Origin of the sequence: Streptomyces sp. NPDC048269, from assembly GCF_040652395.1 — a bacterium.
GTDB lineage: Bacteria > Actinomycetota > Actinomycetes > Streptomycetales > Streptomycetaceae > Streptomyces.
Window position 1 is genome coordinate 1 of the sequence record NZ_JBEZLW010000040.1, and the last position, 26,594, is coordinate 26,594.

General features: G+C 72.7%; 20 protein-coding genes and 1 pseudogene. 9 read left to right on the forward strand and 12 right to left on the reverse strand.

The annotated features are described in order from the left end of the window. Positions 1–108: pseudogene (locus AB0D48_RS29685) on the forward strand (carboxyl transferase domain-containing protein); the annotation flags it as partial. Between the two features lie 89 nt (positions 109–197). Here the strand turns inward: AB0D48_RS29685 and AB0D48_RS29690 are convergent. Beyond that, complete coding sequence (locus AB0D48_RS29690; protein WP_362403616.1) at positions 198–746, reverse strand: DUF1062 domain-containing protein; 549 nt, start codon at positions 744–746, stop codon at positions 198–200. A gap of 277 nt (positions 747–1,023) precedes the next feature. Next, on the reverse strand, positions 1,024–1,620 hold the full coding sequence (locus tag AB0D48_RS29695) for a TetR/AcrR family transcriptional regulator (protein WP_362403619.1): 597 nt from the start codon (positions 1,618–1,620) through the stop codon (positions 1,024–1,026). 140 nt (positions 1,621–1,760) lie between these two features. On the opposite strand from AB0D48_RS29695, the gene AB0D48_RS29700 reads away from it, so the two are divergent. Next, positions 1,761–3,191: an amidase gene (locus AB0D48_RS29700; protein WP_362403743.1), complete on the forward strand. Its 1,431-nt coding sequence runs from the start codon at positions 1,761–1,763 to the stop codon at positions 3,189–3,191. 15 nt (positions 3,192–3,206) lie between these two features. On the opposite strand, the gene AB0D48_RS29705 is transcribed toward AB0D48_RS29700, so the two are convergent. Further along, entirely contained in the window at positions 3,207–4,268 is a 1,062-nt protein-coding gene (locus AB0D48_RS29705) for a hypothetical protein (protein WP_362403622.1), read from the reverse strand. A gap of 227 nt (positions 4,269–4,495) precedes the next feature. Here AB0D48_RS29705 and AB0D48_RS29710 point away from each other — a divergent pair, with 227 nt between their 5' ends. After that, on the forward strand, positions 4,496–5,806 hold the full coding sequence (locus AB0D48_RS29710) for a phytase (RefSeq protein WP_362403625.1): 1,311 nt from the start codon (positions 4,496–4,498) through the stop codon (positions 5,804–5,806). Between the two features lie 561 nt (positions 5,807–6,367). Here AB0D48_RS29710 and AB0D48_RS29715 read toward each other — a convergent pair. Continuing rightward, entirely contained in the window at positions 6,368–6,967 is a 600-nt protein-coding gene (locus AB0D48_RS29715; RefSeq protein ID WP_362403628.1) for a TetR family transcriptional regulator, read from the reverse strand. 99 nt (positions 6,968–7,066) lie between these two features. Here AB0D48_RS29715 and AB0D48_RS29720 point away from each other — a divergent pair, with 99 nt between their 5' ends. Then, positions 7,067–8,050, forward strand: coding sequence for an aldo/keto reductase (locus tag AB0D48_RS29720; RefSeq protein ID WP_362403631.1), 984 nt, complete (start codon positions 7,067–7,069; stop codon positions 8,048–8,050). A gap of 155 nt (positions 8,051–8,205) precedes the next feature. Here the strand turns inward: AB0D48_RS29720 and AB0D48_RS29725 are convergent, their stop codons facing one another. Continuing rightward, complete coding sequence (locus AB0D48_RS29725) at positions 8,206–8,706, reverse strand: hypothetical protein (protein ID WP_362403634.1); 501 nt, start codon at positions 8,704–8,706, stop codon at positions 8,206–8,208. A 116-nt stretch (positions 8,707–8,822) separates the two neighbouring features. Here AB0D48_RS29725 and AB0D48_RS29730 point away from each other — a divergent pair, with 116 nt between their 5' ends. Continuing rightward, positions 8,823–11,402 carry an MDR family MFS transporter gene (locus AB0D48_RS29730; protein ID WP_362403637.1) on the forward strand — a complete coding sequence of 860 codons (2,580 nt, stop codon included), beginning with the start codon at positions 8,823–8,825 and terminating at the stop codon, positions 11,400–11,402. Positions 11,403–11,412: 10 nt separating this feature from the next. Here AB0D48_RS29730 and AB0D48_RS29735 read toward each other — a convergent pair whose 3' ends face one another. Together AB0D48_RS29735 and AB0D48_RS29740 are read right to left on the reverse strand one after the other, a co-directional pair. Next, positions 11,413–12,663, reverse strand: coding sequence for an anhydro-N-acetylmuramic acid kinase (locus AB0D48_RS29735; RefSeq protein ID WP_362403640.1), 1,251 nt, complete (start codon positions 12,661–12,663; stop codon positions 11,413–11,415). Then, on the reverse strand, positions 12,660–14,063 hold the full coding sequence (locus tag AB0D48_RS29740; protein WP_362403644.1) for an MFS transporter: 1,404 nt from the start codon (positions 14,061–14,063) through the stop codon (positions 12,660–12,662). The genes AB0D48_RS29735 and AB0D48_RS29740 overlap by 4 nt, the downstream gene beginning before the upstream one ends. 115 nt (positions 14,064–14,178) lie before the next feature. Between AB0D48_RS29740 and AB0D48_RS29745 the strand changes: the two genes are divergently transcribed. Both AB0D48_RS29745 and AB0D48_RS29750 read left to right on the forward strand, forming a co-directional pair. Then, on the forward strand, positions 14,179–14,601 hold the full coding sequence (locus AB0D48_RS29745; protein WP_362403647.1) for a YjbQ family protein: 423 nt from the start codon (positions 14,179–14,181) through the stop codon (positions 14,599–14,601). Positions 14,602–14,696: 95 nt separating this feature from the next. Continuing rightward, positions 14,697–16,802 carry an FUSC family protein gene (locus AB0D48_RS29750; RefSeq protein WP_362403650.1) on the forward strand — a complete coding sequence of 702 codons (2,106 nt, stop codon included), beginning with the start codon at positions 14,697–14,699 and terminating at the stop codon, positions 16,800–16,802. A 62-nt stretch (positions 16,803–16,864) separates the two neighbouring features. Here the strand turns inward: AB0D48_RS29750 and AB0D48_RS29755 are convergent, their stop codons facing one another. Both AB0D48_RS29755 and AB0D48_RS29760 read right to left on the reverse strand, forming a co-directional pair. Next, complete coding sequence (locus tag AB0D48_RS29755; RefSeq protein WP_362403653.1) at positions 16,865–18,589, reverse strand: acyl-CoA dehydrogenase family protein; 1,725 nt, start codon at positions 18,587–18,589, stop codon at positions 16,865–16,867. Positions 18,590–18,649: 60 nt separating this feature from the next. Next, entirely contained in the window at positions 18,650–19,204 is a 555-nt protein-coding gene (locus AB0D48_RS29760; RefSeq protein ID WP_362403656.1) for a PadR family transcriptional regulator, read from the reverse strand. 193 nt (positions 19,205–19,397) lie between these two features. Here AB0D48_RS29760 and AB0D48_RS29765 point away from each other — a divergent pair, with 193 nt between their 5' ends. Then, the gene (locus tag AB0D48_RS29765; RefSeq protein ID WP_362403659.1) at positions 19,398–21,311 is read left to right on the forward strand and encodes a protein kinase; all 1,914 of its coding nucleotides are present in this window, start codon (positions 19,398–19,400) and stop codon (positions 21,309–21,311) included. A gap of 41 nt (positions 21,312–21,352) precedes the next feature. Here the strand turns inward: AB0D48_RS29765 and AB0D48_RS29770 are convergent, their stop codons facing one another. Both AB0D48_RS29770 and AB0D48_RS29775 read right to left on the reverse strand, forming a co-directional pair. Beyond that, complete coding sequence (locus AB0D48_RS29770) at positions 21,353–21,970, reverse strand: NAD(P)H-dependent oxidoreductase (RefSeq protein ID WP_362403662.1); 618 nt, start codon at positions 21,968–21,970, stop codon at positions 21,353–21,355. Positions 21,971–22,138: 168 nt separating this feature from the next. Then, the gene (locus AB0D48_RS29775) at positions 22,139–22,549 is read right to left on the reverse strand and encodes a Fur family transcriptional regulator (RefSeq protein WP_362403665.1); all 411 of its coding nucleotides are present in this window, start codon (positions 22,547–22,549) and stop codon (positions 22,139–22,141) included. A 320-nt stretch (positions 22,550–22,869) separates the two neighbouring features. Between AB0D48_RS29775 and katG the strand changes: the two genes are divergently transcribed. Beyond that, positions 22,870–25,101, forward strand: coding sequence for a catalase/peroxidase HPI (gene katG, locus AB0D48_RS29780; RefSeq protein WP_362403668.1), 2,232 nt, complete (start codon positions 22,870–22,872; stop codon positions 25,099–25,101). 56 nt (positions 25,102–25,157) lie between these two features. Here katG and AB0D48_RS29785 read toward each other — a convergent pair whose 3' ends face one another. Next, positions 25,158–26,552, reverse strand: coding sequence for a M1 family metallopeptidase (locus AB0D48_RS29785; RefSeq protein WP_362403672.1), 1,395 nt, complete (start codon positions 26,550–26,552; stop codon positions 25,158–25,160). Between the last annotated feature and the right edge of the window lie 42 nt (positions 26,553–26,594).

A 26,594-nucleotide genomic window follows, 5' to 3' on the forward strand; every position in this document is an offset into this window, starting at 1 on the left:
ATTCCGCTGGTCACCCTCGTCGACGTACCCGGCTTCCTGCCCGGCGTCGACCAGGAACACAACGGCATCATCCGGCACGGCGCGAAGCTGCTGTATGTCTGCGGCAGGACGCGGACGCCCTGGCCGCCGCCTGCGCTTCCGCCCAGGCGCTGCGGGACGCCGGACGTCGCCGGACCAGCCCCTGGTCCCGAGGGGGCTCAGCGCTTGAGCGTGAAGGTGAAGTCGCCGGAGAGCTTGCCGCTCAGCCGGGCTGCCGAAACGAGCTTCCCCTCCGTGATCAGTCTCTCGGCCTCGGCCCGTGAGAGACCGCAGCCGTCAGCGATCAGCCGCACCGGCCGGACGGGAATCCGCGCCGCGAAGCGCACCGAGACGTCGATCACCTCGCGGTCCAGGTGATCCGATCCGCCGGTGTCGAGGCGCCAGGCGTTGTCCCAGTCGAGGGCGATGCGATTACGGCGCCGCACGACCGGATCCTGGAGCAGCTCAGCCGTCAGGCCAAGGTCGTTGGCATGCAGCCGGTCGAGGAGCTCAGGCCGTACGGAGCGCACATTCGTCCGCTCCAGGACGGTGAGCTTTTCGGTTTCCCCGCAGACGGCACACAACACGAGGAGCCAGGCGTCGATGAGCTTGTGGTTCGCGTTGACGCGAAATTTACCGCTTGCCCGGAAGCGCTCGGACGCGCAGGTGTGGCAACGGCGGATAACTTGCGGCAGGCAGGTGGGCACGACCGCCCAGTTTTCGAGCACAGGAGTACACCGGTTTCAGTGAGAAGTCCGCAGCAAAAAGGAGCGCGGCGCAGATGCGCGACGCGCGACGATTCAGCGCTCGGGAGGGCTCACAGGGTGTACAACGGCACGTCCTTGACCAGACGACTGGGTTCGGCAGCACGGTAGTTGCGCACAGCGGCGCTGTTCCACCGGTTTTCGGCGCCGGCCCCTGGGCCTACCGCGACACGATCGAAGTGCTGACCGCGGTGCTCCTGCCGCAGCTGCTGCACGAGAGGGTCCTGGACGGGTACGGCTCCTACGGTCTCCAGAGGTTGCTCAGGTGCGCGTGCAGGACGTCCTGGGCCTCCTGGGGAGTGAGGTGACCGATGAGGACCTGCGCGGTGAGGCCGTCCGCGAGGGCGAGGAGGGTGCGGGCCTCGTGGTGCGCGTCGAGGGACGCCGCGCGGCCGGCGCCCGCGCCGGCTTCCGAGATGAGGCGGGCGAACGTGTCCTGCAGCGCCGCGTAGTTCACCTTCAGCGTCTCGGCGAGTGCCTTGCTGACGGCCGCCTGCGCGACGAAGGCGAGCCAGACCCGGGCCTCGGCGCGGTTCTCCTCCCGGAGAAGTGCGATCTCGGTGGCCGCGTGGCCCAGGGCGGAAGCGGCCGACTGGGCCGGACTGCTGACGAGACGGGCCCGTACGCGCTCGCCGATCCGCGCGCCGATGTGCCCGAGAGCGAAGACGAGCATCTCTTCCTTGGTGCGAAAGCACCGTTGGACGGCACCCATCGACACCTCTGCGCGGGCGGCGACGTCGCGCAGGGTCACGCCCTCCAGTCCGCGTTCGTCGGCGAGGTGGCAGACGGCGTCGGCGATGACACGTCGTCGGCCCTCGTGGTCCACCTGCTTGGGCATGCCCGGTCGCCTCCCTGTTGCACCGCGTCCGCTCCGCTGTCGTTGCGGCCCACTCTATTCGATGCGCTCGCATCGAAACACGGGCTATTGTTCCGATGCAGACGCATCGGAACAAAGGTGAGGACAGGAGCGTGCGAGTCGTGCACGAGGAGTTGTGGCAGAAGTCCGCCGCCGCGCAGGCGGAAGCCGTGCGGAGCGGCGAAGTGTCGGCCGGCGAACTGGTCGAGAGCCACCTGGAGCGGATCGCCGCCGTCAACCCGCAGGTGAACGCGGTCACGCAGCTGCTGGCGGAGCGTGCGCGCGAGGCCGCGGCGGACACCGACCGCCGACGGGCCGCCGGTGAGGTGCTGGGGCCGCTCGCGGGCGTGCCGTTCACGGTGAAGGAGACCACCGCGGTCCAAGGCGTGCCGACCACGTTCGGCGTGAAGCGCTTCCGCGATCTGGTGGCGCCTGCCGACGCTCCCCCGGTGGCCCGGCTGCGCGCCGCCGGAGCCGTACCGATCGGGCACAGCAACATGCCCACCCTGATCCTGGCCGGGATGCACACGCGCAGCGAGCTGTTCGGCGACACGGCCAACCCCTGGGACCCCGGCCGGACGCCGGGTGGCACCAGCGGCGGCGACGCGGTGGCCGTCGCCACGGGCATGGCGGCGCTCGGCCTGGGCAACGACTCCGGTGGCTCGATCCGCGTTCCGGCCCAGTTCTGCGGTGTGGCGGGACTGAAACCGACCACCGGGCGCTTCCCCGCCGACCACCGTCTCCTCGGTCCGGACGACCCCGGCCCGGCATCCCAGATGCTGGTCACCGACGGCCCGTTGGCCCGTACCGTGGGCGACCTGAGGCTGGCGTACGAGGTGCTGGCGGGCACCGACCCGCGCGACCCCCGGGCCGTGCCGGTGCCCGCGTACGGCGAACCCCTCCGCGGCCCGGTGAAGGTCGCGGTCGTGGCGGACCCCGGCGGGCACGGCGTCCACCCCGATGTCCGCGCGGCCGTCGGGACCGCGGCCGACGCACTGCGCGCCGCCGGGTACGACGTGCGCGAGGTGCAGGACGTACCGAGGCTGGACGAGGCCCTCGACGCGTACGGCCGGATCACGGTGACCGAGTTCGCCCCGACCTGGCCGGCGGTGCGGGAACTGCTCGGCACGGGCAGGGACCGCTACATCGAGATGGCGATGGAGCAGACCCCGCCCGCGAGTGCGGACGAGTTGGTGAAGCTGATGGGCACCTGGCTGAACATCCGCCGCTCATGGGCCGAATTCCTGCACGAGTACCCGCTCGTGCTCGGCCCGTCCTTCACCGAGCCGCCGGTCGAGCCGGGGCTGGAGTCACGCGACAGGGCGGGCCGGGACCGGGTCGCCTCGGGAATGCGCCTGTGCACGGTGACCAGCTTCGTGGGCGTGCCCGCCGTGGCCGTACCGACCGGGACGGCCGGCGGACTCCCTTGCGGAGTGCAGATCGTCGGACGTGCCTTCCGGGAGGACCTGTGTCTGGACGCGGCGCAGGCGGTGGAGGACAGGCTCGGAGTTCTCACACCGATCGACCCGCGCGCGGCCGGTCCGGCCGGCTGAGCACGCGGCCGAGCGTCAGGCGCCGTCCCCGCTCCCGGTCGGCAAGTCCTCGAACTGCCCCAGGGCGTGCGTCAGGGTGTCGAGCGTCTCGGCCGCCAGGTCGCGCAGGAAGGCGGGGCACACCCAGGCGTCCAGGGGCTCGTCCTCGCCTGCTCCGCCGTCCTCCTCGCGATCCTGATCGCCCTCTGCGTCCTCCTCGTCCATCTCGTCCTCCTCGTCCCATCCGTGGTCCTCGGATATCTCGGCACGCCCGCCCGGGCTGCGCAGGAGGTAGCCGACCCGGCTCGTGTGGTCCGGATCGTCGGTGCCGGGATGCTCACCGGGGCCGTGGGCGCACGGACCGTCTGCCAGCAGCGCCGCGGCGGCCTCGACTCCCTTGATCATCGCGTCGAGCACCGAGCGTTCGGTGATCCGCTCCGACGCCGCGTACCAGCAGGTCGCGTTCATGGTCACGAGGTAGCCGGCCAGCACTCCGCGGGTCGGCCGGGCGGGAAGGCAGGCGGCCTCGTCGGTCAGCACCTCGTGCGGATCGCAGTAGGGGTAGTCGTTCACGATGCCCGACAGGGTGCTGATGCAACTGTGGTGGTACTTCGGCGCACCCACGGGGATCCGACGGACGGTGAGCGGGGCGATCACGTCCACGGCGAGGCGCGCCCAGCCCGCCGCGTTGCCCGGGCACAGCACCCGAGCGGGGTCGATGTCGCCGTCCTGTGCCGGAAGTTCGCCGGTCAGCAGTCCGTTGTCACCCAGCCGGATCTCGTCCTCCATCGAGTCCATCTCGACCTCGTACGGGTGGTCCTCGTGCGCGCAGGCCCTGCTGCCCAGCTCCTTCGCCGCGGCGCGCAGGGCGTCGAGTGCGGCGCTCTCGGCCGCATGCCCGGGACGCCAGGCGAGGTAGCCCGACATCGCCAGCAGCCCGGAGACCCATACACGCGACTGCTCTCCGCCGGGGTCGGCGGAGAGCCTGCGCGCGCAGTCCAGGACGAAGGGATCCGCCTCCTCCGCCGGGGACGTGTCGCGGATGTGCTGCCAGGCGTCGGCGAGCTGCTCGACGGAAAGGTCGGTAATGTCAATCACGACCGGCACGACGAAGCCCGCGTACGGTGCGGTTCCCCGGTTGTCCGTTCCCGGTGCTCCCATTTCCCTGCGCTCCGTTGCCGGTTCGTACTCGGCCGCCCGCTCGCCGGCTCGCCCGATGAAGTGTTCACGTCAAGGCCAACCGGGGATGACTGTGTGCTCGGGCACCGGTCACGAGGCGTGCCGATCGTGGTCACGATCCGTTCCCGACGTGAAGGAGCCACTTCGTGCCCCTCCCCCGCACCCGGCGGTCGCGCGTGCTCGCCGGCCTCGTCGCCCTCGCGGCGCTCACCGCGACCGTGCCCGCGCAGGCCCACACCTCTCGCACCGCCTCGCTGCCGGCCGTCACCGCCCGGGCCGAGACCGCCGCCCTGTACGACGACGAGGCCGGCGGCAACGCGAACGCCGACGACCCGGCGATCTGGCGCAACGCGGCGGATCCCGGCCGTAGTCTCGTCGTGGCAACGGCCAAGGAGGGAGGGCTGCGGGTCTACGACCTCGACGCCCAGCAGGTCCAGGCCGTGCCCGCGCCGAGCGGCCCGGCACCCGGCGACGCGCCCGGCCGCTTCAACAACGTGGACCTCGTCCACGGTCTGCGGCTTTCGACGGGCCGCGCCGACCTGGCCGTGATCAGCGACCGCGGCAACGACCGGCTTCGCTTCTACCGCATCGACGCCGCCCGGCCCGGCGGGCCGCTCACCGACGTCACCGACCCGTCGGTCCGGCCGGTCTTCTCCGCCGACCAGGCCGAGGTCAACGAGCAGCGGACGGCCTACGGCCTCGCCACGTGGACCGACCGGACCACCGGCCGCGCCTACGCCCTCGTCAGCCGGCGCGAGACCACCACCATCGCCCTGCTCGAACTCGTGGCCACCGGCACCGGCACCGGCACCGTCGACTACCGCAAGATCCGCACTCTCGACCTGCCTTCCTCCTTCCGCCTGCCCAACGGCGCTTCCTGGTCACCGTGCGCGGAACCCGGTGAACTGCCCCAGGTCGAAGGCATGGTGGTCGACCCGGCCGACGGCACCCTCTACGCCGGCCAGGAGGACATCGGCATCTGGCGCCTGCGGGCCGACCTCACGGCGGCCCCGCAACTGATCGACAAGGTCCGCGAGTACGGGCGGCCCGGCACCTACGACGAGGAGACCGAAGAGTGCGCGCCGGGGCCCGACCCCGGATTCGGTGGCCGTCGGCTCGCCGCCGACGTCGAAGGGCTCACCCTGATCTCGCAGCCTGACGGCGACGGTTACCTGCTCGCGTCGAGCCAGGGCGACAACACCTTCGCGGCCTACGACCGTGAGATCGACGAGGACAACGAGTACGAGGGCGGCTTCCGCATCCCCGCGTCCGGCACGGTGGACGGCTCCGAGGAGTGCGACGGCGCCGCGGCCCTCAACGCCCCCCTCGGGAGCAAGTACCCCAAGGGCCTCCTCGTCGTCCAGGACGGCCGGGAGACGCCGCAGGCCACGGCGCGCACCGCCACCGGCTTCAAGTTCGTGGACCTCGGCAAGGTCCTGCAAGCCCTGGACGACTGACGGGGCACGACGGATCCCCGCCGCCGGCCCGAGGGACAAGCGGGTCGGCGGCCGGCCTTGAGCGGACCGCCGTCATGATTCAGGAGCGGGCCGGGCGCGGGCCGGCGACCGTCTCGGTGAGCAGGCGGCGCCCGGCCGGGGGGGGTGAGGACGCCGCGCAGGGCCGTGTCCCGTACGGCGCGGGCGGGTGCCGAGCGCAGGGTCCAGGCGCGGGTGGCGAGGCCGCTGCGGGCGCGGACGCGCAGGGCGTCGGCGCGTCGACGGACCGTACGGCCGTCGCGCGGGGCACGCGCACACCGGCGCGCTCGGCTTCCGCGGCGAGCAGGCCCTCGGTCGCGCACTGCGGGACGGGCAGGATGCACTCCAAGGGCCGTCCCGTAATCCCCTGAGGGTCAGCGCACGGCGTCAGATGCGGTGCATCGCACGGCGGAGGGGCGCCCCCGTACTGGGCGTACGGGCGTTCCGACAACGCAGCGAGGGCCGTAGCCGACGTCGTACGCCCGCCGGGGATCACGGGACAGCCCTTGGGCGCTGCCGTCGAGGGCGCGGGCCCGGCCGGAGCTATTCGGACGACGGCACCTGGTCCCCGGACGGTGCGGTGATCCGGCGTACGGACTCCACCACGGCCGCCCGGTGGCGGGCGAGCTGCTCGGGCGTCCAGTCGGTGCCCGTGCGGCCGGCCGCCGGACCCCCCACCGCGCCGAACCACGCCTGCGACAGGGCAATCACCAGCGTCAGGACATCGGTGGCGTCCATCCCGGCGTCGATCCGGCCCGCCTCCTGGGCCTGCCCCACAGCCGCGATCTTGCCCTGATAGGAGGCCGCCGTCGCGTCCGTGGTCCCCGGACGCTCCAGCTGCTTCCACAGCACCAGTCGCATCAGCGCCGGCCGCGCGACGAGGTGGTCGAAGACGTCGCCCGCGTAGCCGGGCAGGTCGTCGGCGTCGAAGGGCACGGACTCCGAGCCCGTCTCCAGGGCCTGCTGGAGCACGGCGTCGAAGAGCTGCTCCTTGTTGCCGTAGTAGACGTAGATGAGCCGCTTGTTCGCCTGCGCGGCCTCGGCGATGCGGTCCACCCGCGCCCCCGCGATGCCGTACGTGGCGAACTCGGAGAAGGCCGCGTCGAGAAGACGGGCCTTGGTCGCGCTGGAATCCCGTGCCATGCCCCACACCCTAACAAGTAACTATCTGGTTATTGACATGACCCGCAGGCGTGGTGCATGGTCTATCTATCCAGTTAGTTACTTATCAGGGAGACAACGATGGAGATCCGCGCACTGGGCGGCCAGGGACTGAAGGTCGGCGCCGAAGGCCTCGGCCTGATGGGCATGAGCGCCCATTACGGAGCCACGGACGAGACCGAGTCCCTCGCCACCATCGACCGCGCCCTGGAACTGGGCGTCACGCTGCTCGACACCGCCGAGGGCTACGGCCCGTTCCTCAACGAGCAGCTTCTCGGCAAGGCGCTGGCCGGCCGCCGCGACGCCGCCGTGATCGCCACGAAGACCGGCATCGAGTTCACCGACGGCGGCGCCTTGCGCGGCCACAACGCGACCCCCGAGTACATCCGGCGCTCGGCCGACCGCTCCCTGCGCCACCTGGGCACCGACCACATCGATCTCTACTACCTGCACCGCATCGACCCGAACGTGCCCGTCGAGGAGAGCGTGGGCGCCCTGGCCGAGCTCGTCGCCGCCGGCAAGGTCCGCCACATCGGCCTGTGCGAGGCCGCGCCCTCCACCATCGCCCGCGCCCACGCCGTGCACCCGCTGGCCGCCGTACAGACCGAGTACAGCCTCTTCGAGCGCGGCATCGAGCACGACGGCGTCCTCGACACCCTGCGCGAGCTGGGCATCGGGCTCGTGGCCTACTCCCCGCTCGGCCGGGGTTTCCTCTCCGGGGCCATCACCAGCCCGGACGACTTCGCCGCCGACGACTTCCGCCGCACCGACCCCCGGTTCCAGGGCGAGAATTTCCACCGCAACCTGGCCGTCGTCGACCAGGTGCGGCGCCTCGCCGCCGCGAAGGGCGTCACGCCCTCGCAGCTCGCGCTGGCCTGGACCCTGCGCCAGGGCGCGGTGCCCATCCCGGGCACCAAGCGCCGCCGCTACCTGGAGGAGAACATCGCCGCTGCCGCCGTGACGATCAGTGACGCGGACCTGGCCGCCATCGACGCCGTGGCACCGCACGGGGTGGCATCGGGCGACCGCTACGCCCCCGAGCTGATGCAGTCGCTGAACGGCTGACCCGCTGACCGGCCTACGGAGCGCCAGACCCGGCGAGGACCGCCCGGCCGTAGCCGTAGCCGTAGCCCCCTTCCCCGACTCCGCCCGTGTCCAACTGAAGGCCGGCCAGGCGGCGTTCGGCTGCCGTGAGCCGAGGCCCTACGGGCCGCACGGGTTCAGCGGCCGCGGCGGTGGTCGTAAACCGTGAGGGACAAGGCCTTCATCGCTGCCCGGGCGCGCTCGGCGTCCAGGCCCTGGTCGACGGCTTCCAGAGCGGCGGCCGCCGACACCCGTACGGCAAGGGGCAGACCGTCGTAGGCGGAGACCCGGTAGGCGACGGTGCGGCGGGCGTCGCGTTCCGCCTCGGTCACACCGTCCGGGGTGAGCGGAAAGACCGCGGACTGGTAGGTCGCGATGCTCACGAGGACCGCGTCGGCGATCCCCTCCGCGTACCCGTCGGCCCGGGCGAGACCGCGCTCGGGCCGGAAGAAGTCCACCACCTGACGGCGGGAGAGGAAGGAGCCGATCCCCGCACCGAGGCCGGCCGCGCCTCCGGCGACCACGGCCGTCATCCGGCCGCCCAGGAGAAGACCGAAGCAGGCCCCGCTGACCGCGCCGCACGTCACCAGCACGAACGTGATCATCAGGTGGAGGCGGATGGCGATCGTGGACGTCATGCCCAGCAGTATGCACAGCGGCATGCACAGCGGTACGCACAGCGGTACGCACAGCACCCGGGAACGATTTGGCTGATGGCTCCGCCCGTGCTGGACGGCTGTACTAACTTGCTCTCGTGGACCAGTTGATCGCCGGAGACCCGACCCGCATAGGCCCGTACCGTCTGATCGCCCGGCTGGGCGCGGGCGGAATGGGCCTGGTCTATCTGGGTCGCTCCGAGGGCGGCCGCACCGTGGCCGTGAAGGTCGTGCAGGCCGAGTACGCCGGACACCCCGAGTTCCGGCGGCGCTTCGCTCGTGAAGTGGCCGCCGCTCGGCGGGTGGGCGGGAGTTGGACGGCGGCCGTCCTCGACGCCGACCCCGAGGCCGCCGTGCCCTGGGTGGCCACCCAGTACATCCCGGGGCCCGACCTGCACACCGTGGTCGCCAAGGACTTCGGGCCGTTGCCCGAGCACTCGGTGCACACCCTCGCCAACCGCCTCGCCGTCGCCCTGCAGGCCGTGCACAAGGCGGGCCTGATCCATCGTGACCTCAAGCCGTCCAACGTCCTCGTCACCGTCGACGGCCCGCGCGTCATCGACTTCGGCATCGCCCGGGCGATGGACAGCCTCGCCGGGGACAGCCTGCACACCCACACCGGCATGCTGATCGGCTCCCCCGGCTTCATGTCACCGGAACAGGTCCGCGGCCTTGAACTCACCCCCGCCAGCGACGTCTTCTGTCTCGGTGCCGTCCTCGTCTACGCGGCCACCGGGCGCCTCCTGTTCGGCGCCAAGGACACCGGCCTGAACGCCCACCTCTTCAGGATCGCCGAGGAGGAGGCGGACCTGACCGGCGTACCGGAGACGCTGGCCGGACTCGTAGGCGAATGTCTGCACAAGGACCCGGCGAGACGGCCCACCCCCGAGCAGGTGGCCGCGCGCACGGCGACGGATCAGGCCGCGGAGTGGCTGCCGGGCACGGTACTGGCACAACTCGGCCGTCACGCGGCCCAGCTGCTGGACTACGCCCCGCCAACACGCGCCGGAGCCCCCGCCGACTCCCCCACCGGCGCCCCCGCCGGGACACCCGCTGCCCAGCCGGACCCCCGCGTCCCGCCCGCGCAGGCCCAGCCCCCGGCGCAGCCGCTGCCCGCTCCGCCCGCATACGCCGCGACGGCCCCGGCGCACTCGGTCCCCGCTCAGGGATTCGGACCGCCCCCGGGCCCACCCCCCGGCGCCTGGTCCGCTCCCCCGCCTCCGCCCGGCCCCAAGGACTCGGCCGCCCCGCACCCCAGGCGCTGGTGGGGCCTGGCGGTGATCGCCCTGGCGCAGCTGATGGTGCTGCTCGAAGCGACGACCTTCAACATGGCGGTCCCGGCCGTCCAGGCCGACCTCAACCTTCCCGCCAGCGGTCTGGGCTCGATGTTCAAGGCGTACGTGTTCGCCTTCGGCGGCCTGGTGCTGCTCGGCGGACACCTCGCGGACCTCGTGGGGCGCAAACTCCTGTTCATCATCGGCCTGGCCGGGTACGCGGCCGCCTCCGCGCTCGGCGGCTCGGCCGGCGACTCCGGCATGCTGGTCTGGGCGCGCGCCTTGCAGGGCGTCTTCGGCGCGCTGTTGACACCGTCCGCGCTGGCCCTGGTGGCCACCGGCTTCACCGACCCGAAGGAGCGCGGCAGGGCCTTCGGGATCTACGCCTCGATCGCGGGCGGCGGTTCGGCGCTCGGGCTCCTCACGGGCGGCTGGCTCGTCGAGCTCCTGGGCTGGCGCTCGGCCCAGTACGCCGTCGTCCCGCTCGCCTTGATCGCCCTGGTCGGCGCGCTCACCCTGGTGCACGACCGCCCCGGCCGCGCCGGAGCCCGCTTCGACGGGCTCGGGGTGCTGCTCGGCACCGGCGGGCTCGCCGCCCTCACCTACGGGCTCACCGAGGCCGAGCCGCGCGGCTGGACCGACCCGCTGGTCCTGGCCCTGCTCGTGGGGGGCGTCGTCCTGGTCGGGGCCTTCCTGTGGTGGCAGACCCGGATGGCGGGCCCGCGCACTTCGCCGTACGGCGGGGTCACGGCCCGCGACCGCATCGGCTGCATCCTCGCCCTGTTCCTGGCCGGCGTCGGGATCGTCGCCTCGTTCCCGCCCCTGACCTTCTACCTGCAGAGCGTCCTCGGCTACGCACCGGCCATGACCGGCGTGTCCTTCCTGCCCATGGTCGCCGCGATCGTCATCGGCTCGACCCAGGTCTCCGCCCGCCTGCTGCACCGCACGGCGCCCCGCGTCCTGATCGTGGCGGGCCTGGTGACCACGGCTCTCGGACTGTTGCTCCTGACCGGCCTCAAGACCGAGGGCGCGTACGCGACTCACGTCCTGCCCGGGATGCTCCTCACCGGCTTCGGCATCGGCCTGGCTCTCATGCCGGTCTACGCCACCGCGACCGCCGGCGTCGTCCCGCAGGCCTCCGGCGCGACCTCGGCGACCCTCACCATGGCCCAGTACGTGGGCGGCGCCATCGGCTCGGCGCTGCTCAGCAGCGTCGTCGTCGCCCGCCTGCGCGATTCGTCATGGCCGTCGGGGCCCATCGCGGGCGCCCTGCTGCGCGGCTACGTCAGCACCCTGTGGTGGGCGGGCGGGGCCCTGCTGCTCGCGGGTCTGATCGCCGGTCTGATGATCACCGCCAGGGCACGAGAGGGCGACGCTTCGCCCGTGGACCCGGCGGGCTGGTGAGGAGTCCGGGTCAGGGCACGGTCGCGGGCAGCCGCGAGGCGGTCCGTGGCGGGGTGACCGTCAGGGTGCGGGGCGCCTCCGTGAGCGGCGTGGGCAGGCGCAGCGGGGTACGGCCCGGGGTGAGGGAGCCGAGGACCCGGGGGCCCGCCGCGCCCGTGCACTGCGGCACGGTGCCCGGGAGGCCGTGCAGGGTGAGGTAGCCCAGCACAGCGAAGGCGTACGCCTCCTTGGCGGCGCTGGGCAGCCCGAGGGCTTCCGAGGTGCGCAGCCGTACCGCGGCGCCGAGTTCCTGCCCGAGCACGGCCATCAGGACGGGGTTGCGCGTGCCGCCGCCGGAGGCGAGCACCTCGGTGACTCCGTAGGGGCGCAGCGCGTCGGCGACGGTGCGGGCGGTGAGCCGGGTGAGGGTGGCCAGGACATCGGGGGCCGGGACCGGGCCGACCGCGTCCAGGGCGGAGCGCAGGTAGCCGGAGTGGAACAGCTCCCGGCCGGTGGTCTTGGGCGCGGGCAGAGCGTAGTAGGGCTCGGCGAGCAGGCGGTCGAGCAGCGGCCGGTGGACGGTGCCGCGGGCTGCCAGGCGGCCGTCGGTGTCGCGGTCGAGGCGCCCGTCGGTGAGGTGGCGGGCGGCGGCGTCGAGTAGGGCGTTGCCGGGCCCGGAGTCGAAGGCGGCCGGAATCCCGTCCCGGGTGAGCACGGTGGCGTTGGCGATGCCGCCGACGTTCAGCGCAGCCGGTACACCGGGGTGTCCGCGGAGCAGCATGCGGTCGATGAGGCCGATCAGGGGCGCGCCCTGCCCGCCGGCGGCGATGTCCCTGGTCCGGAAGCCGGCGACGACGGGGAGTCCGGTCGCCTCCGCGATCCACGCGGGTTCGCCGAGCTGCAGGGTGCCGTGGACCAGGCCGCCCTCCGCCCAATGGAAGACGGTCTGGCCGTGGGAGGCGATCAACTCGGCACGGCCCGCGCAGAGTTCACGGTTGGCCCGGGTGGCGACACGGGCGAAGGACTGCCCGATGCGGGTGTCGAGGCGGCACACGTCGGCGAGGGTGGTGCGACCGGGCGGGAGCGCTGCCGCCAGCGCGTGGCGCAGTTCCTCGTCGTACGGCTCGCTGACCATGCCGAGCGGGGTCAGGCACAGTTCGGGGCCGTCGCACGTGAGGCGGGCGGCCGCTGCGTCGACGGCGTCGCAGGACGTGCCGGACATCAGCCCGATCACGGTGGTCGGCGGCGTCGCCGGTGAGGGCGTCGCGGCGGGGTGGGTCATCGCAGGGGCCTCAGGTGGTCGTCGGGGCGCAGGGTGAGCAGGGCGGGTACGGACAGTGCGCAGGCGCCCGCCGCGTAGAGGGCGGGAAGGTCCGGGCTGCCGGTGTGCCGTACCAGCGTGGTGATGATCAGGCCCGCGCATCCGGAGAAGACGGCGTTGGAGAGCGCGTAGGCCAGGCCGAGGCCCGTGCTGCGGACGCGGGTCGGGAACATCTCGGCGAGCAGGGCTGGGCCCGGGCCGGCCAGGAGTCCGATCATCGCGCCGGCCGCCGCCAGCAGTGGGGCCTTCACCGCGACGGAGGTGGTGGGGTCGCGCAGCAGGTGCAGGACCGGCACGGCGGTCAGGACGACGAGGACGGAGCCGGCGAGCATGACGGTACGCCGCCCGATCCGGTCGCTGAGTGTCCCGGCGGGGAGGATCGCGGCGGCGAACCCGAGGTTGGCGATGAAAGTGGCGGCCAGGGCCTGCTGGAAGGTGGCGTGCAGGGTCGCCTGGAGGTAGGAGGGCAGGACGACAAGGAAGGTGTATCCGGCCGCGGACCACCCCATGATCCGGCCGATGCCGAGGACGACGGCGCGGGTCGTACCGGCCGCGCCCGAGGGGTCTGCCCGGCCCGGGGTGGCCGCCCGGCCCGGGGTGACGGTGGTCTCGGGCTCGGCGTCCCGGGGCCGCCCCTGTCCGGTGGGTGCGGCCTCGGCACCGGGCGCCCCGGTCTCCGGCAGTCGCAGCCGCAGCCACAGGGCCGCGGCGCCCAGCGGCAGGGCGGACAGGAAGGGGATGCGCCAGCCCCAGGCGTACAGGGCGCTCTCGGAGAGCAGGGTCGCCAGGCCGGTGGCGACGCCCGCGCCCGTGAGGAGCCCGAGCGCGACGGTGAACGACTGCCAGGCACCGTGGCGGCCGCGCCGGCCCGGCGGTGCGCTCTCGGTGAGGAGGCTCACCGCTCCGCCGAACTCGCCCCCGGCGGACAAGCCTTGGACACTGCGCAGCAGGGTGAGCAGCCACGGTGCGACGGCGCCGGCGGTGGAGTACGCGGGCAGTACTCCGATCAGGGTGGTCGCGACGGTCATCAGGGAGACGGCGAGGACGAGCGCCGGCCGGCGGCCCGCCCGGTCCGCGAGCCGCCCGAAGACCAGTGCGCCCAGCGGGCGGAAGAAGAAGGCGATGGCGAAGGCGGCGTAGGTCGCGATGAGCGCCTGGGCCCGGTCACCGCCGTCGGGCGTGAAGAAGCGGGCCGCGATGACGGTCGCGAAGGAGCCGTAGACGCCGAACTCGTACCATTCCACGAAGTTGCCGACGGATCCGGCGACGAGAGCATGCCGGGCGGACGGCGTACGGACGGGCCCGGCGGGCGCGGCGGACGCCGCGAGCCGGCTCTGTGGGCGGGGGGCGGGACGGGCCACGGTGGCTGGCTGCCCGTCCGGACGCCCGTCGATGCGTGGAGCGGCCGGAGTTCAACGGATCGGGTGCACGGTGCGGCGGCCGCGACGCGTACGGGGCCCGCGAGAGGATGGACGGATGGCAGACACCTTCACCAGCCGGACCGTCGGCGTCCACACCGGCGCGTCGGAGACCGTCCACGACCTGACCGCCGCGTGCGCGGAGTTCCTGAGGGAGGCCGCCCGGGGGCGGGACGGACTGCTCAATGTGTTCACCCCGCACGCGACGGCGGGACTGGCCGTCATCGAGACGGGCGCCGGCAGCGACGACGACCTGCTGGAAGCCCTGCGGACGCTGCTGCCCTCGGACGACCGCTGGCGTCACCGGCACGGCTCCCCCGGGCACGGCCGCGACCATGTGCTGCCCGCGTTCGTGCCGCCGCACGTGACGCTTCCGGTGGTCGGCGGCGAGCTGGCGCTGGGCACCTGGCAGTCGGTGGTCCTGGTCGACACCAACCGGGACAACCCCGACCGCACCGTGCGGCTGTCCTTCCTGGGCTGACCGGCTGACCTGCTGAGCGGTACGGGCGGCACCCGCCTGACCGGCTTGTCCGTCAGTATGTGGTGCCTCCCGGCGGGCGGCCCGATGCTGGAGTCATGGGCGCCGAACGGAACGGAGGCGCCGGCCGTGGCCCCGCGAGCGGGGCACAGCGGGCGGTACGCACCACCCTCGCCGCGTGTGCCGGGTTCTTCGTGTGCCTGTACGGCCTGGACCGGCCCGTCGCGGCGACGTACGCGCTGTTCTCGGTGGTGTCGATGGCGGCCCTCTCCCACGTGCCCGGCACCGGGCGCCAGCGGGCCGCCATCATGCTCAGGACGACACCCGCGGCCTGGGTGCTGGTGACGGCCGGCACCTATCTCGCGGTGCGGACCTGGAGCGCCGTGGCCGGCATGCTGCTGGTCGGCTTCGTCCTGGCCTTCGTGGCGGCGGCCGGGCCCCGGGCGGCGGGCGCCGCGCCCGGGCTGCAACTGCTCTACATCCTGCCGTGCTTCCCGCCCTACGCGCCGGACACCCTCGGCGAGCGGCTCGCGGGGGCGACCTTCGGCCTCGCGCTGCTGGTCCTCGCCGAGAACTTCGTACTGCCCGAGCCGCGCGGCCCCTCCTACCGGCGGCTGGCCGCCGAGGCGGCCGACACCGCCGCCCGCTGCGCCGCCGAGCTGAGCCGCGCACCGTACGCGCTGTCCGCCGCTTCGACGGAGGCGGCCCGGGCGGCCGGCGAGTCACTGCGGCCCTTCCGGGTCGCCGAGGCCGACCGTCCCGCAGGGCCGGGCCTGCGGGACCGCGCCCTCGCCCACGCGGGCCTGGCCGCCCGCACGCTCCTCAGCCGCCTGGCGAACCTTCCGGCGCCGCCGCCGGGCGGACTGCCGCCGGAGGAGCCGGGCGTCCTGCCCGCGGTCGCCGCGGCCACCACCGAGACCGCCGCCCTGCTGAACGGCGCGGACGACGCCACCGACGCCGCCGACGCCCTGCGGCGCGTACGGGACGGGGCGGCGGCCGCGGCGGCGCAGGAGCAGCTCCCGACCGCCGCGCGGGGCCGCCGCCGGGCGGTGCTGATGGAGGTGGCCGACGCGGCCGTGACCTTCACGACGGCTGCGGAACTGGCGGTACGGGGCCGGCGCGCGCGGCTGCCGGCCGAGATCGACGCGGCCCGCTTCTGGTACGCCGGACAGAGTGCGCCCCGCTTGTGGTGGCACCGGCTGGCGGCACACGCCGGTCCTCGGTCCGTGTACTTCCAGAACGCCGTCCGGATGAGCCTCGCGCTCGCGGCCGCCCGTACGGTCGCGGGCGTGGAGTCACTGCCCCACGGTTTCTGGGCGATGCTGGCAGTGCTCAGCCTGACCCGGACCACGGCCTCGCAGACCAAGGCGACCGTGCGCCAGGCGCTCACCGGCACCCTGCTGGGGGCCCTGATCACCGCCGCCCTGCTGGCCCTGATCGGCGGCCGCACCACCGTCTACGCCATCGCTCTGCCGGTGGTCATGCTCGTCGCGTTCCGGGTGGGGCCGGTACGGGGCGTGGGCTGGGCCCAGGGCATGTTCACCCTCGTCGTGGCCTTCGTCTTCGCGCAGCTGGCCCCGGTGACGTGGCGGCTGGCCGAGGTCAGGATCATGGACGTGGTCATCGGCAGCCTCATCGGCATCGTCTTCGGGCTGCTCGCCTGGCCGCGGGGCGCGCAGGAGGAGCTGCACAGGGCGGTCGCGCTGCTGCTGACGCGGTCCGCCGAGACCGTCGACGGCGCCACGGCCGCCGTGGTGGCGGGCCGGCCGGGACGGGCCTACGACGACCGGCCGCTCCAGCTCGCGCTGACGCTGGCGGAGTCCGCGTACGCGCAGCGCCAGAGCGAACCCCGGTTGCCCACCGACGCCGCTCCGGACTGGCAGGCGGCCATGATGACGGGCCATCACGCGCTGTGGGGATCGCGGCGGGTCCTCGGCCGCGGAGGTCCCGCCCCGGGACAGGAGAACGGGGCGCGGCTGCACGGCCGGGCCTCCGGGGTGGCCACCCGGTTGCGCGAGGTGGCGGAATGGGCGGGTGGGGACCCCGCGGCGACCGGACCGCCCCCGCCCACGCCCGGACCCGATGCCGGACCCGACGGTCCGCTGGGTGTCGCCCCCCTGCGCTTCTTCGCCGCCCTCGCCTGGCTCGACTCGCTCACCACCGACATCGAGCGCATGACGGCACCCGACCGCGCACCGCGGTGAACCGGCCGGCGGCGGACGGACGGCTCCCGCGCCGGGAGCCGTCCGTCCGGAGTGGTCCGGGGTCAGGGCGCCATCTCGTAGGCCCCGGCCAGTGCCTCCACGCGCGCCCAGACGCGTGCCGAGCGGTCGGCGTCGACGACCGGCCGCCGGACCGCGCCGAGTGCCCAGCCCTGCTGGTCGGCGGTGGCGGAGTCCTTGCCGTACAGCTCGACCGCGTGCGCGGAGAAGTCGCGCACGAGGACCCCGAACAGCTCGTCGAGCACGTCCTCGTCCAGAGCGGACAGCTGCGCCTGCTCCAGGATCAGCTGGCCGTGCACGACCAGCGCGAACAGCTGGCCCACTGCCAGGAGGAGATCGAGATCGCGGCTCTGCTCCTCGCCGGGGGCGGCCGTCCTGACGAACTCGCACAGGGCGTCGGCCTGCTCGCGGAAGCGGCCGACGTTGGGCACGGCCGCGTACGCGTCGTAGGCCGTGCGCCAGTCGTGGAAGCGGACGGAACCCAGGCCGCGGGCCGGCCCCTGGCGGAACAGGAACGCGTCGTCGGCCGCGTCGAGGCGGGTCGGCACGGGCGCGTACTCGGCCGGCTCCAGCAGGTGGTTGTGCATGAACTTGAGGATGAGCGCGAGGTTGACGTGGACCGTGCCCTCCAGCTTCGGCAGCCCGCGGATCTCGACGGCCGCCTGGGCGAAGTAGGTGTCCTTCTCGAAGCCCTTGGCCGCGATGACGTCCCACATCAGGTCGATGACCTTCTCGCCCTCCGTGGTCACCTTCATCTTGGTCATCGGGTTGAAGAGCAGGTACCGGCGGTCGTCAGGTCCGGCCGAGCGGAAGTAGTCCACGGCGCGGTCGCTGAACAGCTTCATCCCGACGAGGCGGACGTAGGCGTCGGTCAGCTCCCGGCGGACGTGCGGGAAGGCGGTGACGGGGCGGCCGTAGAGGATGCGGTTCTGCGCGTGGGTGACGGCCTCGTACATCGCGTGTTCGCAGATGCCGATCGACGCGGTGCAGAGGTTGAACTTGCCGACGTTGACGGTGTTGAGGGCGGCGTCGAAGGCGGCGCGACCGGTGTGCAGGACGTCGGCGGCGGTGACCGGGTAGTCGGCGAGCCGGAACTCGCTGACGTACTTGGAGGAGTCGACGACGTTCTTCACCAGCTGGTACGCGGGGTGGCGGCTGTCGGCGGCGAAGAAGACGTAGCCGTCGGGGCCGTCGACGTCGGTGCGCCGGCCGAAGACGGAGACGAGACCGGCGGCGTTGCCGTTGCCGATGTAGTACTTGGAGCCGCTGGCCCGGAAGCCGCCGTCGCCGTCGGGCTCCAGCAGCATGTCGGTCGAGTAGATGTCGGCGCCGTGGGTCTTCTCGGACAGGCCGAAGGCGAACACCTCGCCCTCGCGCAGGAGTTCCGCCGCGCGGTCGCGGGCGGCGGCGTTGTCGCTCTGCCAGACCGGCCCGAGACCGAGGATGGTGACCTGCCACGCGTACCAGTAGTCCAGGCCGTAGAAGCCGAAGATCTCGTTGAGCGCGGCGATCCGTGCGGTGTCCCAGCGCTTCTCCGGCTCCCCCTGGCCGGCGGCGGGGGCCGGGGTCAGGAAGGTCGCGAAGAGCCCCTCCTTCGCGGAGAACGCGAGGAAGTCCGCCAGCCAGGCACGCGAGCGGTAGTCCTCGATGAGCTTGCGCTTGCCGCGCTCCTCGAACCAGTCGACGGTGGCGCGCAGCAGCCGGCGGGTCTCGGGGTCGAAGTGCGCGGGGTCGTAGGTACGCGGGTTGAACAGCAGCGGGTCGGTCATGGAGGTTCGCCTTTCGGTCGGGAGATCAGAGGGGTCGGAAAGGATCGGGGATGAAGGCGGTCAGGGGGTCGCGAGACGGTGGAGCGTGGCGAGTACGTCCTCGAGCCAGGCGAGCTGCATCCGCTCGTAGGCGATGCCGCCGCGGAGCACGGCGTACTGGAGCTCCCGTCCGGCGTCCGGCACCACGGGCGCGTCCGGGCCGGTGAAGTCGCGCAGCTCCCCCGCGAGATAGTGCGTGAGCCGGTCGGCGTGCGCCTGGTGGTGCCGCTCGACCTCGCGGATCAGTGCGGCCGCGTCGTCGAAGGCCGCGCCGCGGATCTTCACCGCGAGCTCGTGCCGGACGCTGTCGGGCTGGATCGGCTCGTGGAGCCAGGCGGAGAGGGCGGCCCGGCCCGCCGCGGCGACGGAATACTCCTTTTTGTCCGGCCTCGTCCGCTGGGGCACTTCGAGGACGTCGACCCAGCCGTCGCCCTCCATCCGCTTGAGCACGCGGTAGATCTGCTGGTGGGTGGCGGTCCAGAAATAGCCGATGGACCGATCGAACCGGCGGGCCAGCTCATATCCGGAGCCCGGCTTCTCCAGCAGGGAGACGAGGATCGCGTGCTCAAGTGCCATGCCCCCGATCCTTCTATGCAACTCGTTGCATAGACAAGCGCCACCGCCCCGGTGAGACACGGCTCACGGCCGCGGATCCCGGGGCTGCGCCGCCGCCGTCGAAGAGCAAGTCGGCGTTCACCTCGACGCGTTGCCGTTGCGGGATCATCGGGTTAGATTTCCGGAAACTGTTTCTAATTCGAGCGGGGCGGACGTGTTAGAGCTGAGGGGGAGCGGGGCCGAGCCTCTGGAGGCGGGGGATCCGCGCCGGATCGGGTCGATTCCGCTGGCGGGCCGGCTCGGGGCCGGAGGTATGGGGCGGGTGTACCTCGGGATCCAGGAGGGCCGGTACGTCGCCGTCAAGCAACTGCTGTCCTCCGTCGTCGGTGAGGACGAGGACTTCGTGCGCCGATTCGGGCACGAATTGGACAACCTCGCCCGGCTGCCCGCGGAGGCCACCGCGCCGCTGCTCGCCAGCGACCGCACAGCAAGGCCCCCGTGGTTCGCCACCGCGTACATCCCCGGACTCACCCTGCGGGAAGCCGTCGGACTGCACGGCGGTCCGCTGCCCGCGCACGCGCTGTGGCTGCTGCTGCGGGAGGCGGCGGCGGGCCTGGCGTCGGTGCACGCGCTGGACATGGTGCACCGGGACCTCAAGCCGTCCAACGTCATGCTGACCCTCGACGGCCTCACCCTCATCGACTTCGGCGTCGCCCGGGCCGCCGAGCAGAGTCAGCTGACCAGGACCGGCATGGTCGTGGGCACGCCCGCCTACATGGCGCCCGAACAGGCCTCGGGCACACGCCGTGTGAGCGGCGCCACCGACGTGTTCGCGCTGGGCTCGGTACTTGCGTACGCGGCGTGCGGGCAGCCGCCCTTCCGCGACGAGTCGGGGCACGGCGTGCTGTACCGCATCGTCCACGAAGAGCCCGACCTGGAGCCGTTGCGGGAGCTGGAGCCGGAGCTCGCCGAGCTCGTCGCGGCCTGTCTCGACAAGGACCCCGAGGGCCGGCCCACCGCCGCCGAACTCCTCGAACGGGCCTCCCGGCGCGGCCCGGTCGCCACCCCGCTGTGGCCGGAAGCCATCACCGAGCGGCTGGCCGAGCGGGCCGCCTTCGCCGCGAACGTGCAGGAGATCGACGTACCGACGGTCCCGCTCGCCGGCGGGAACCCGGAACCGGAACCGAAGGAGGAGCCGGGGAAGGAGACGGGGAAGGAACCGGCGAAGGGACCCCGTCCGGAGCCCACGCCCGCAGTCGAGTCCCTCCCGGAACGACACGAGCGGCCCGAGCGGCCCGAGCGGCCCGAGCGCCGCCGCCGTACCCGCGTACTCCTCGCCGTCGTCCCCGTCGTCGTGGTCGCGGGCGGTACGACACTCGCCATCCAGCACCTCCCGTACACGTCCTCGCCTCAGGCCGGGGCCCGGACCATCCCCTCCGCCCAGGTCACGGCACCGGCCGACCCGGCAGCGTCGGCGGCGAACGGCAGCCCCCCGGGAGCGGCCTCACCCGCGCAGTCGCCGGCACAGGACAAGGGCGAGGGGGACGGCAACGGCCCAGGGCAGGGCGGCCCCGGCGGACCGATCGCGGTCGCCGGGGGCGCCGGAACCGTTCCCGGCTCCGGCCCGGGGCCGGGCAACGGAAGCGCCAGCGGCAGTCAGAACGGCTCCGGCGGCTCCGCGGGCTCTGGAAACGCGGGCGGCACCAGCACCTCGCGTCCCCCCGGTAGTGGTACGTCCACGGCCCCGACGGCCCCGGCGCCGCCCGCATCCGGCACCTACCGCTACAGCAACGGCAACAACGGCAAGTGCATCACCCAGGTCTTCGGGGCCTCGGACTTCGGCGAGTGCTCGAACGCGACCGCCCGTTGGACCGTGCAGGGCACGTCGGGCGGCAGCTTCAAGCTCGTCAACCAGCAGAGCGGCCAGTGCCTGTACTCCAACGGCCTCGGCCAGGCCGTCTTCGTGGGCGACTGCGCCCAGGACATCGGCCGGCTGTGGCGCACGGGTTCGGGCGGCAGCCTCCGGAGCGACTACGGCGGCGGCTGCCTCGACCTGGGCATGAGCAGCGGCCTGGTGACGAAGACCTGCGGCGGGGAGGCTTCGCAGCGTTGGACGAGGCAGACGTAGGGGACGGACCCGGGCCGAGAGGCCCGGGCCCGCCGTGCCGGCTACTGCCCCGCGGGGCCCTCCTCGTACGGGAACCGGGCGAGCGGGGCCTCCCGCTCGAAGAACGTCTTGGCCCGGATCACCGCCCGCTCGTCGTTCCGTACCTGGCCGGGGCGGGTGCCGTTGCCGAACAGCACACCGCCGAACCGCATCCGCAGGTACGCGGCGGTGTGGTTGAGGGTGGTGGTCAGACCGTCGGCGACCACCTCCTCGCGGTCCGCCATGACCGTCACCCCCCACAGGGTCCGGCCCGCCATCCGCTGCTTGAAGTCCAAGCCGGGCACCGCGAGCCAGCCCGACCAGTAGTCGAGGTAGCGCTTGGTGTGCGCGGAGAGGGAGTACCAGTACAGGGGCGAGACGATGACGATGTCGGTGGCCTCCAGCGTGGCCCGGCGGAGCACTTCCTCGTTCTCGTCGACGGCGCGGGATTCGGACTCGTGCCGCCCGTCCTGGAAGTCGGGGAGCGGCAGTCCGGCCAGGTCCACCCATCGCTGCGTGACGCCGGCGGAAAGCTGTTCGGCGGCCGCCCGCGCGAGGATCTCGGTGTTGCCGTCCGGGCGGGAGCTGCCGAGGACGAAGAGGAACGAGCGGTCCGCGTCACGGGGCTTGTCGGGGGTCATGTCTGCTCCGGTTGCCAGACCCCCGGGCTTGGGGGTATCGGGTGCGTTCCACCCCTCCAACCTCCTGGGCCTCAAAGGTTATTCCGGCGGACGGCAGACAGCAGAGGCCCGGCGGCAAACGGCCGGCGGCAAACGGCGGTCGGCAGCCGGTGGCCAGGGCGAACCCGCCTAGGCGGCGCAGGCCGGGCACAATCCCCGGTAGTTCACCTCGACTTCGGACACCGTGAAGCCGAAGCGTTCCTCGGCCGGGAGGGCGGCCAGCAGGTCGCCGGTCGGGTGGACGTCGCGGATGAGGCCGCAGTGGGAGCAGACGAGGTGCTGGTGCGGGTGGTGCGCGTTGGGGTCGTAACGCTTCGCGCGGCCGGTGGAGACCTCCGCGACCTCGCCCAGGGCCACCAGCTCGCCCAGGGCGTTGTAGACGGTCGCCCGGGATATTTCGGGCAGCAGCTGCGCCGCGCGGGCGTGCACCTCGTCGGCCGTGAGGTGCACGTGATCGCCGTCGAGCACCTCCGCGACAACTCGCCGCTGCGACGTCATCCGCCAGCCACGCCCCCGCAGCCGCTCCAGCAGGTCACTCATCTCGGTTCCCCTCTTCAGGTTCGGTGGCAAGACCCGACGTTCATTGCGTGCACGTCCGGAATCCGATGGGATATGGAGTTGATGGCCTTCTTGACTTGGATTCTGTCCATCGTAGGATCGGTTTCATCGATGGCAAAGAGGCAGGACGACTTCACAGCGGCGGGAGACGGACAACGAGACCGTCCGGGACGGTGACCCACCTCGGCGTCGAGGAGACCGACAAAGGCCGAGGACATGCACCCGGGGCGCTGCGCCCCGACGACTGTTCCACCGCATTCAGTTCCTGAACACCGCGATCCGCCTGGTACGGAAGGATTCCCATGTCTGAGAACCATGATGCAATCGTCACGGACGCCAAGTCCGAGGGCGCAGGCGGCTGCCCGGTCGCGCACGAGCGCGCCCCGCACCCGACGCAGGGCGGCGGCAACCGCCAGTGGTGGCCGGAACGGCTCAACCTGAAGATCCTCGCCAAGAACCCCGCCGTGGCCAACCCCCTCGGTGAGGAGTTCGACTACGCCGCGGCGTTCAAGACCCTCGACCTCCCGGCGGTCAAGCGGGACATCGCCGAGGTGCTGACGACCTCGCAGGACTGGTGGCCCGCCGACTTCGGCCACTACGGCCCCTTCATGATCCGGATGGCCTGGCACAGCGCCGGCACCTACCGGATCAGCGACGGCCGCGGCGGCGCCGGGGCCGGCCAGCAGCGCTTCGCCCCCCTGAACAGCTGGCCGGACAACGGCAACCTCGACAAGGCCCGCCGCCTGCTGTGGCCGGTCAAGAAGAAGTACGGCCAGAGCCTCTCGTGGGCCGACCTGATGATCCTCACCGGCAACGTCGCCCTGGAGCAGATGGGCTTCGAGACCTTCGGCTTCGGCGGCGGCCGCGCCGACGTGTGGGAGCCCGACGAGGACGTCTACTGGGGTCCCGAGACCACCTGGCTCGACGACGAGCGCTACACCGGCGACCGCGAGCTGGAGAACCCACTCGGCGCCGTGCAGATGGGCCTCATCTACGTCAACCCCGAAGGCCCGAACGGCACCCCGGACCCGCTCGCCGCGGCCCGCGACATCCGTGAGACCTTCCGCCGGATGGCGATGAACGACGAGGAGACGGTCGCCCTGATCGCGGGCGGTCACACCTTCGGCAAGACCCACGGCGCGGGTCCCGCGGAGAGCGTCGGCGAAGACCCGGAGGCTGCCCCGATCGAGCAGCAGGGCCTCGGCTGGAAGAACTCCTACGGCACCGGCAAGGGTGCCGACGCGATCACCAGTGGCCTCGAAGGCATCTGGACGAACACCCCGATCACCTGGGACAACAGCTTCTTCGACATACTGTTCGGCTACGAGTGGGAGCTCTTCAAGAGCCCCGCCGGCGCGCACCAGTGGCGACCGAAGGAGGGCGCCGGGGCGGGCACCGTGCCCGACGCCCACGACCCGTCGAAGAGCCACGCCCCGACGATGCTCACCACCGACCTCTCGCTCCGGTTCGACCCGGCGTACGAGCAGATCTCGCGGCGCTTCCACGAGAACCCCGCCGCGTTCGCGGACGCCTTCGCCCGCGCCTGGTTCAAGCTGACCCATCGCGACATGGGCCCGATCGTGCGCTACCTCGGCCCCGAGGTCCCGACCGAGACGCTGCTGTGGCAGGACCCGCTGCCCCCGGTGACGCACGAGCTCGTCGACGCCGCGGACGTCGCCTCCCTCAAGAGCCAGATCCTGGCGTCGGACCTGTCGGTGTCGCAGCTCGTGTCCACCGCGTGGGCGGCGGCCTCGTCCTTCCGCGGCAGCGACAAGCGCGGCGGTGCCAACGGTGCGCGGATCCGCCTCCAGCCGCAGAGCGGGTGGGAGGTCAACGAACCCGACGAACTCGCGACGGTGCTGCGCACCCTGACGGGGATCCAGGAGGCCTTCAACGCCGCCCAGACCGGTGGCAAGCGGATCTCGCTCGCCGACGTGATCGTGCTGGCCGGCGGCGCCGCCGTCGAGCAGGCCGCCAAGGACGCCGGCTTCGGCATCGAGGTCCCCTTCACGCCGGGCCGCGCGGACGCGTCGCAGGAGCAGACCGACGTGGAGTCGTTCGCGGCGCTGGAGCCGACCGCCGACGGGTTCCGCAACTACCTCGGGAAGGGCAACCGGCTGCCGGCCGAGTACCTGCTGCTCGACCGCGCGAACCTGCTGACGCTGAGCGCCCCCGAGCTGACGGTACTCATCGGTGGCCTCCGCGTCCTGGGCGCCAACCACCAGCAGTCGCCGCACGGCGTCTTCACGACGGCCCCGGGGTCCCTGACGAACGACTTCTTCGTCAACCTGCTCGACCTGGGCACGACGTGGACGGCGACGTCCGGGGACGCGAACACCTTCGAGGGCCGCGACGCCGCCACGGGCGAGGTCAAGTGGACCGGCACCCGTGCCGACCTCGTCTTCGGGTCCAACTCCGAGCTGCGTGCCCTCGCGGAGGTCTACGCGGGCGACGACGCGAAGCAGAAGTTCGTGAAGGACTTCGTCGCGGCGTGGGACAAGGTCATGAACCTCGACCGGTTCGACCTCGTCTGACAGGACGTACGGGCCGGCCCGCGTCGGCCGGCCCGTACGTCCTCGGCGGGGCTCCGCTACGCGGAGGCCCTGCCCCGGCCCGCGGGCCCGCCGTTCGTGGGCGGGTACCCGGGCCTCGCCGGTGCGGGCGCCGGGGGCAGCGGCGGGAGGGCCGGCTCGTACAGCCAGGCCGAGAACAGGTCGTCCACCGCCTCGCCCGCGTAGCGGGCCACATGAGTGGTCAAGGCGGCAGTGGTGACCACGCCGTGGCGGTGCACTGCGGTCCAGTCGCGCAGCATCTGGAAGAACGCGCCGTCGCCCAGGGCGCAGCGGATCGCGTGCACCGCGAGGCCCCCGCGCTGGTAGAGCCGGTCGTCGAACATCAGCTTGCGGCCCGGGTCGACCAGCCGCAGGTCCTGCGGCTGCGAGGCCAGCATCCGGTGCGCGGTGACCGCCAGCGCGTGCGCGGTACGGCCACCGGAGCGCTCCGACCACAGCCATTCCGCGTACTTCGCGAAGCCCTCGTTCAGCCAGATGTGCCGCCAGTCGGCGATGGTCACGCTGTTGCCGAACCACTGGTGCGCGAGCTCATGGGCGATCAGGCGCTCCGAACCCCGTACGCCGTCCACGTGGTTGGCACCGAACAGGGACAGACCCTGGGCTTCCACCGGGACGTCGAGTTCCTCGTCGGCGACGACCACCGCGTACTCGCCGAAGGGATAGGGCCCGAACAGTTCCTCGAACAGCTGCATCATGGCGGGCTGCCGGGCGAAGTCCCGGGAGAACCGCGGCAGCAGGTGCGCCGGTACGTGGGCGCTCTGCGGGACGCCGCCGAGCCCGGGGTCGCCGAGCAGCACCGTCTGGTACATGCCGATGGACAGGCCGACCAGGTAGCTGGAGGTCGGCGCGGACTGCTCGTACACCCAGGTGGTGGTGCTGGACTTCGTCGTCCTGGTGAGCAGCCGGCCGCCGGCCGCCACCGTGTAGGGGGAGGGTGTGTTGACGGAGATGTGGTACGAGGCCTTGTCGGCGGGCCGGTCGTTGCACGGGTACCAGGAGGGCGCGCCGACCGGCTGGCTGGCGACCAGCGCGCCGTCGGTCAGCTCCTCCCAGCCGAGGCCGCCCCAGGGGCTCCGCACCGGCTTGGGGTTGCCCGCCCAGTGGACCTCCACGGTGAAGGCGGCGCCCGCGGGCAGCGGCTTGGCCGGTTGTATGCGGAGCTTGCCGCCCCGGTGCGCGTAGTGCGGGGCCCGCCCGTTCACCAGGACCCGGCCGATCTTGAACTCGGCCAGGTTGAGGTGGAACTCGGTGAGGGGTGCCCGCCCGGCGATCGCGCTGAGCCGGGCCGTCCCGGCCAGCCGGTTGGGGCCCGGGCGGTAATCCAGGGCGAGTTCGTACCGGTGCACGCGGTAACGGGAGTCGCCGTTGGCCGGAAAGTACGGGTCCGATGCCGCTGTCTTCTGGCCGCTCACTGCCGCTTCCGCTCCCTGCGCTGTGCTCGTACGACGTGCCGG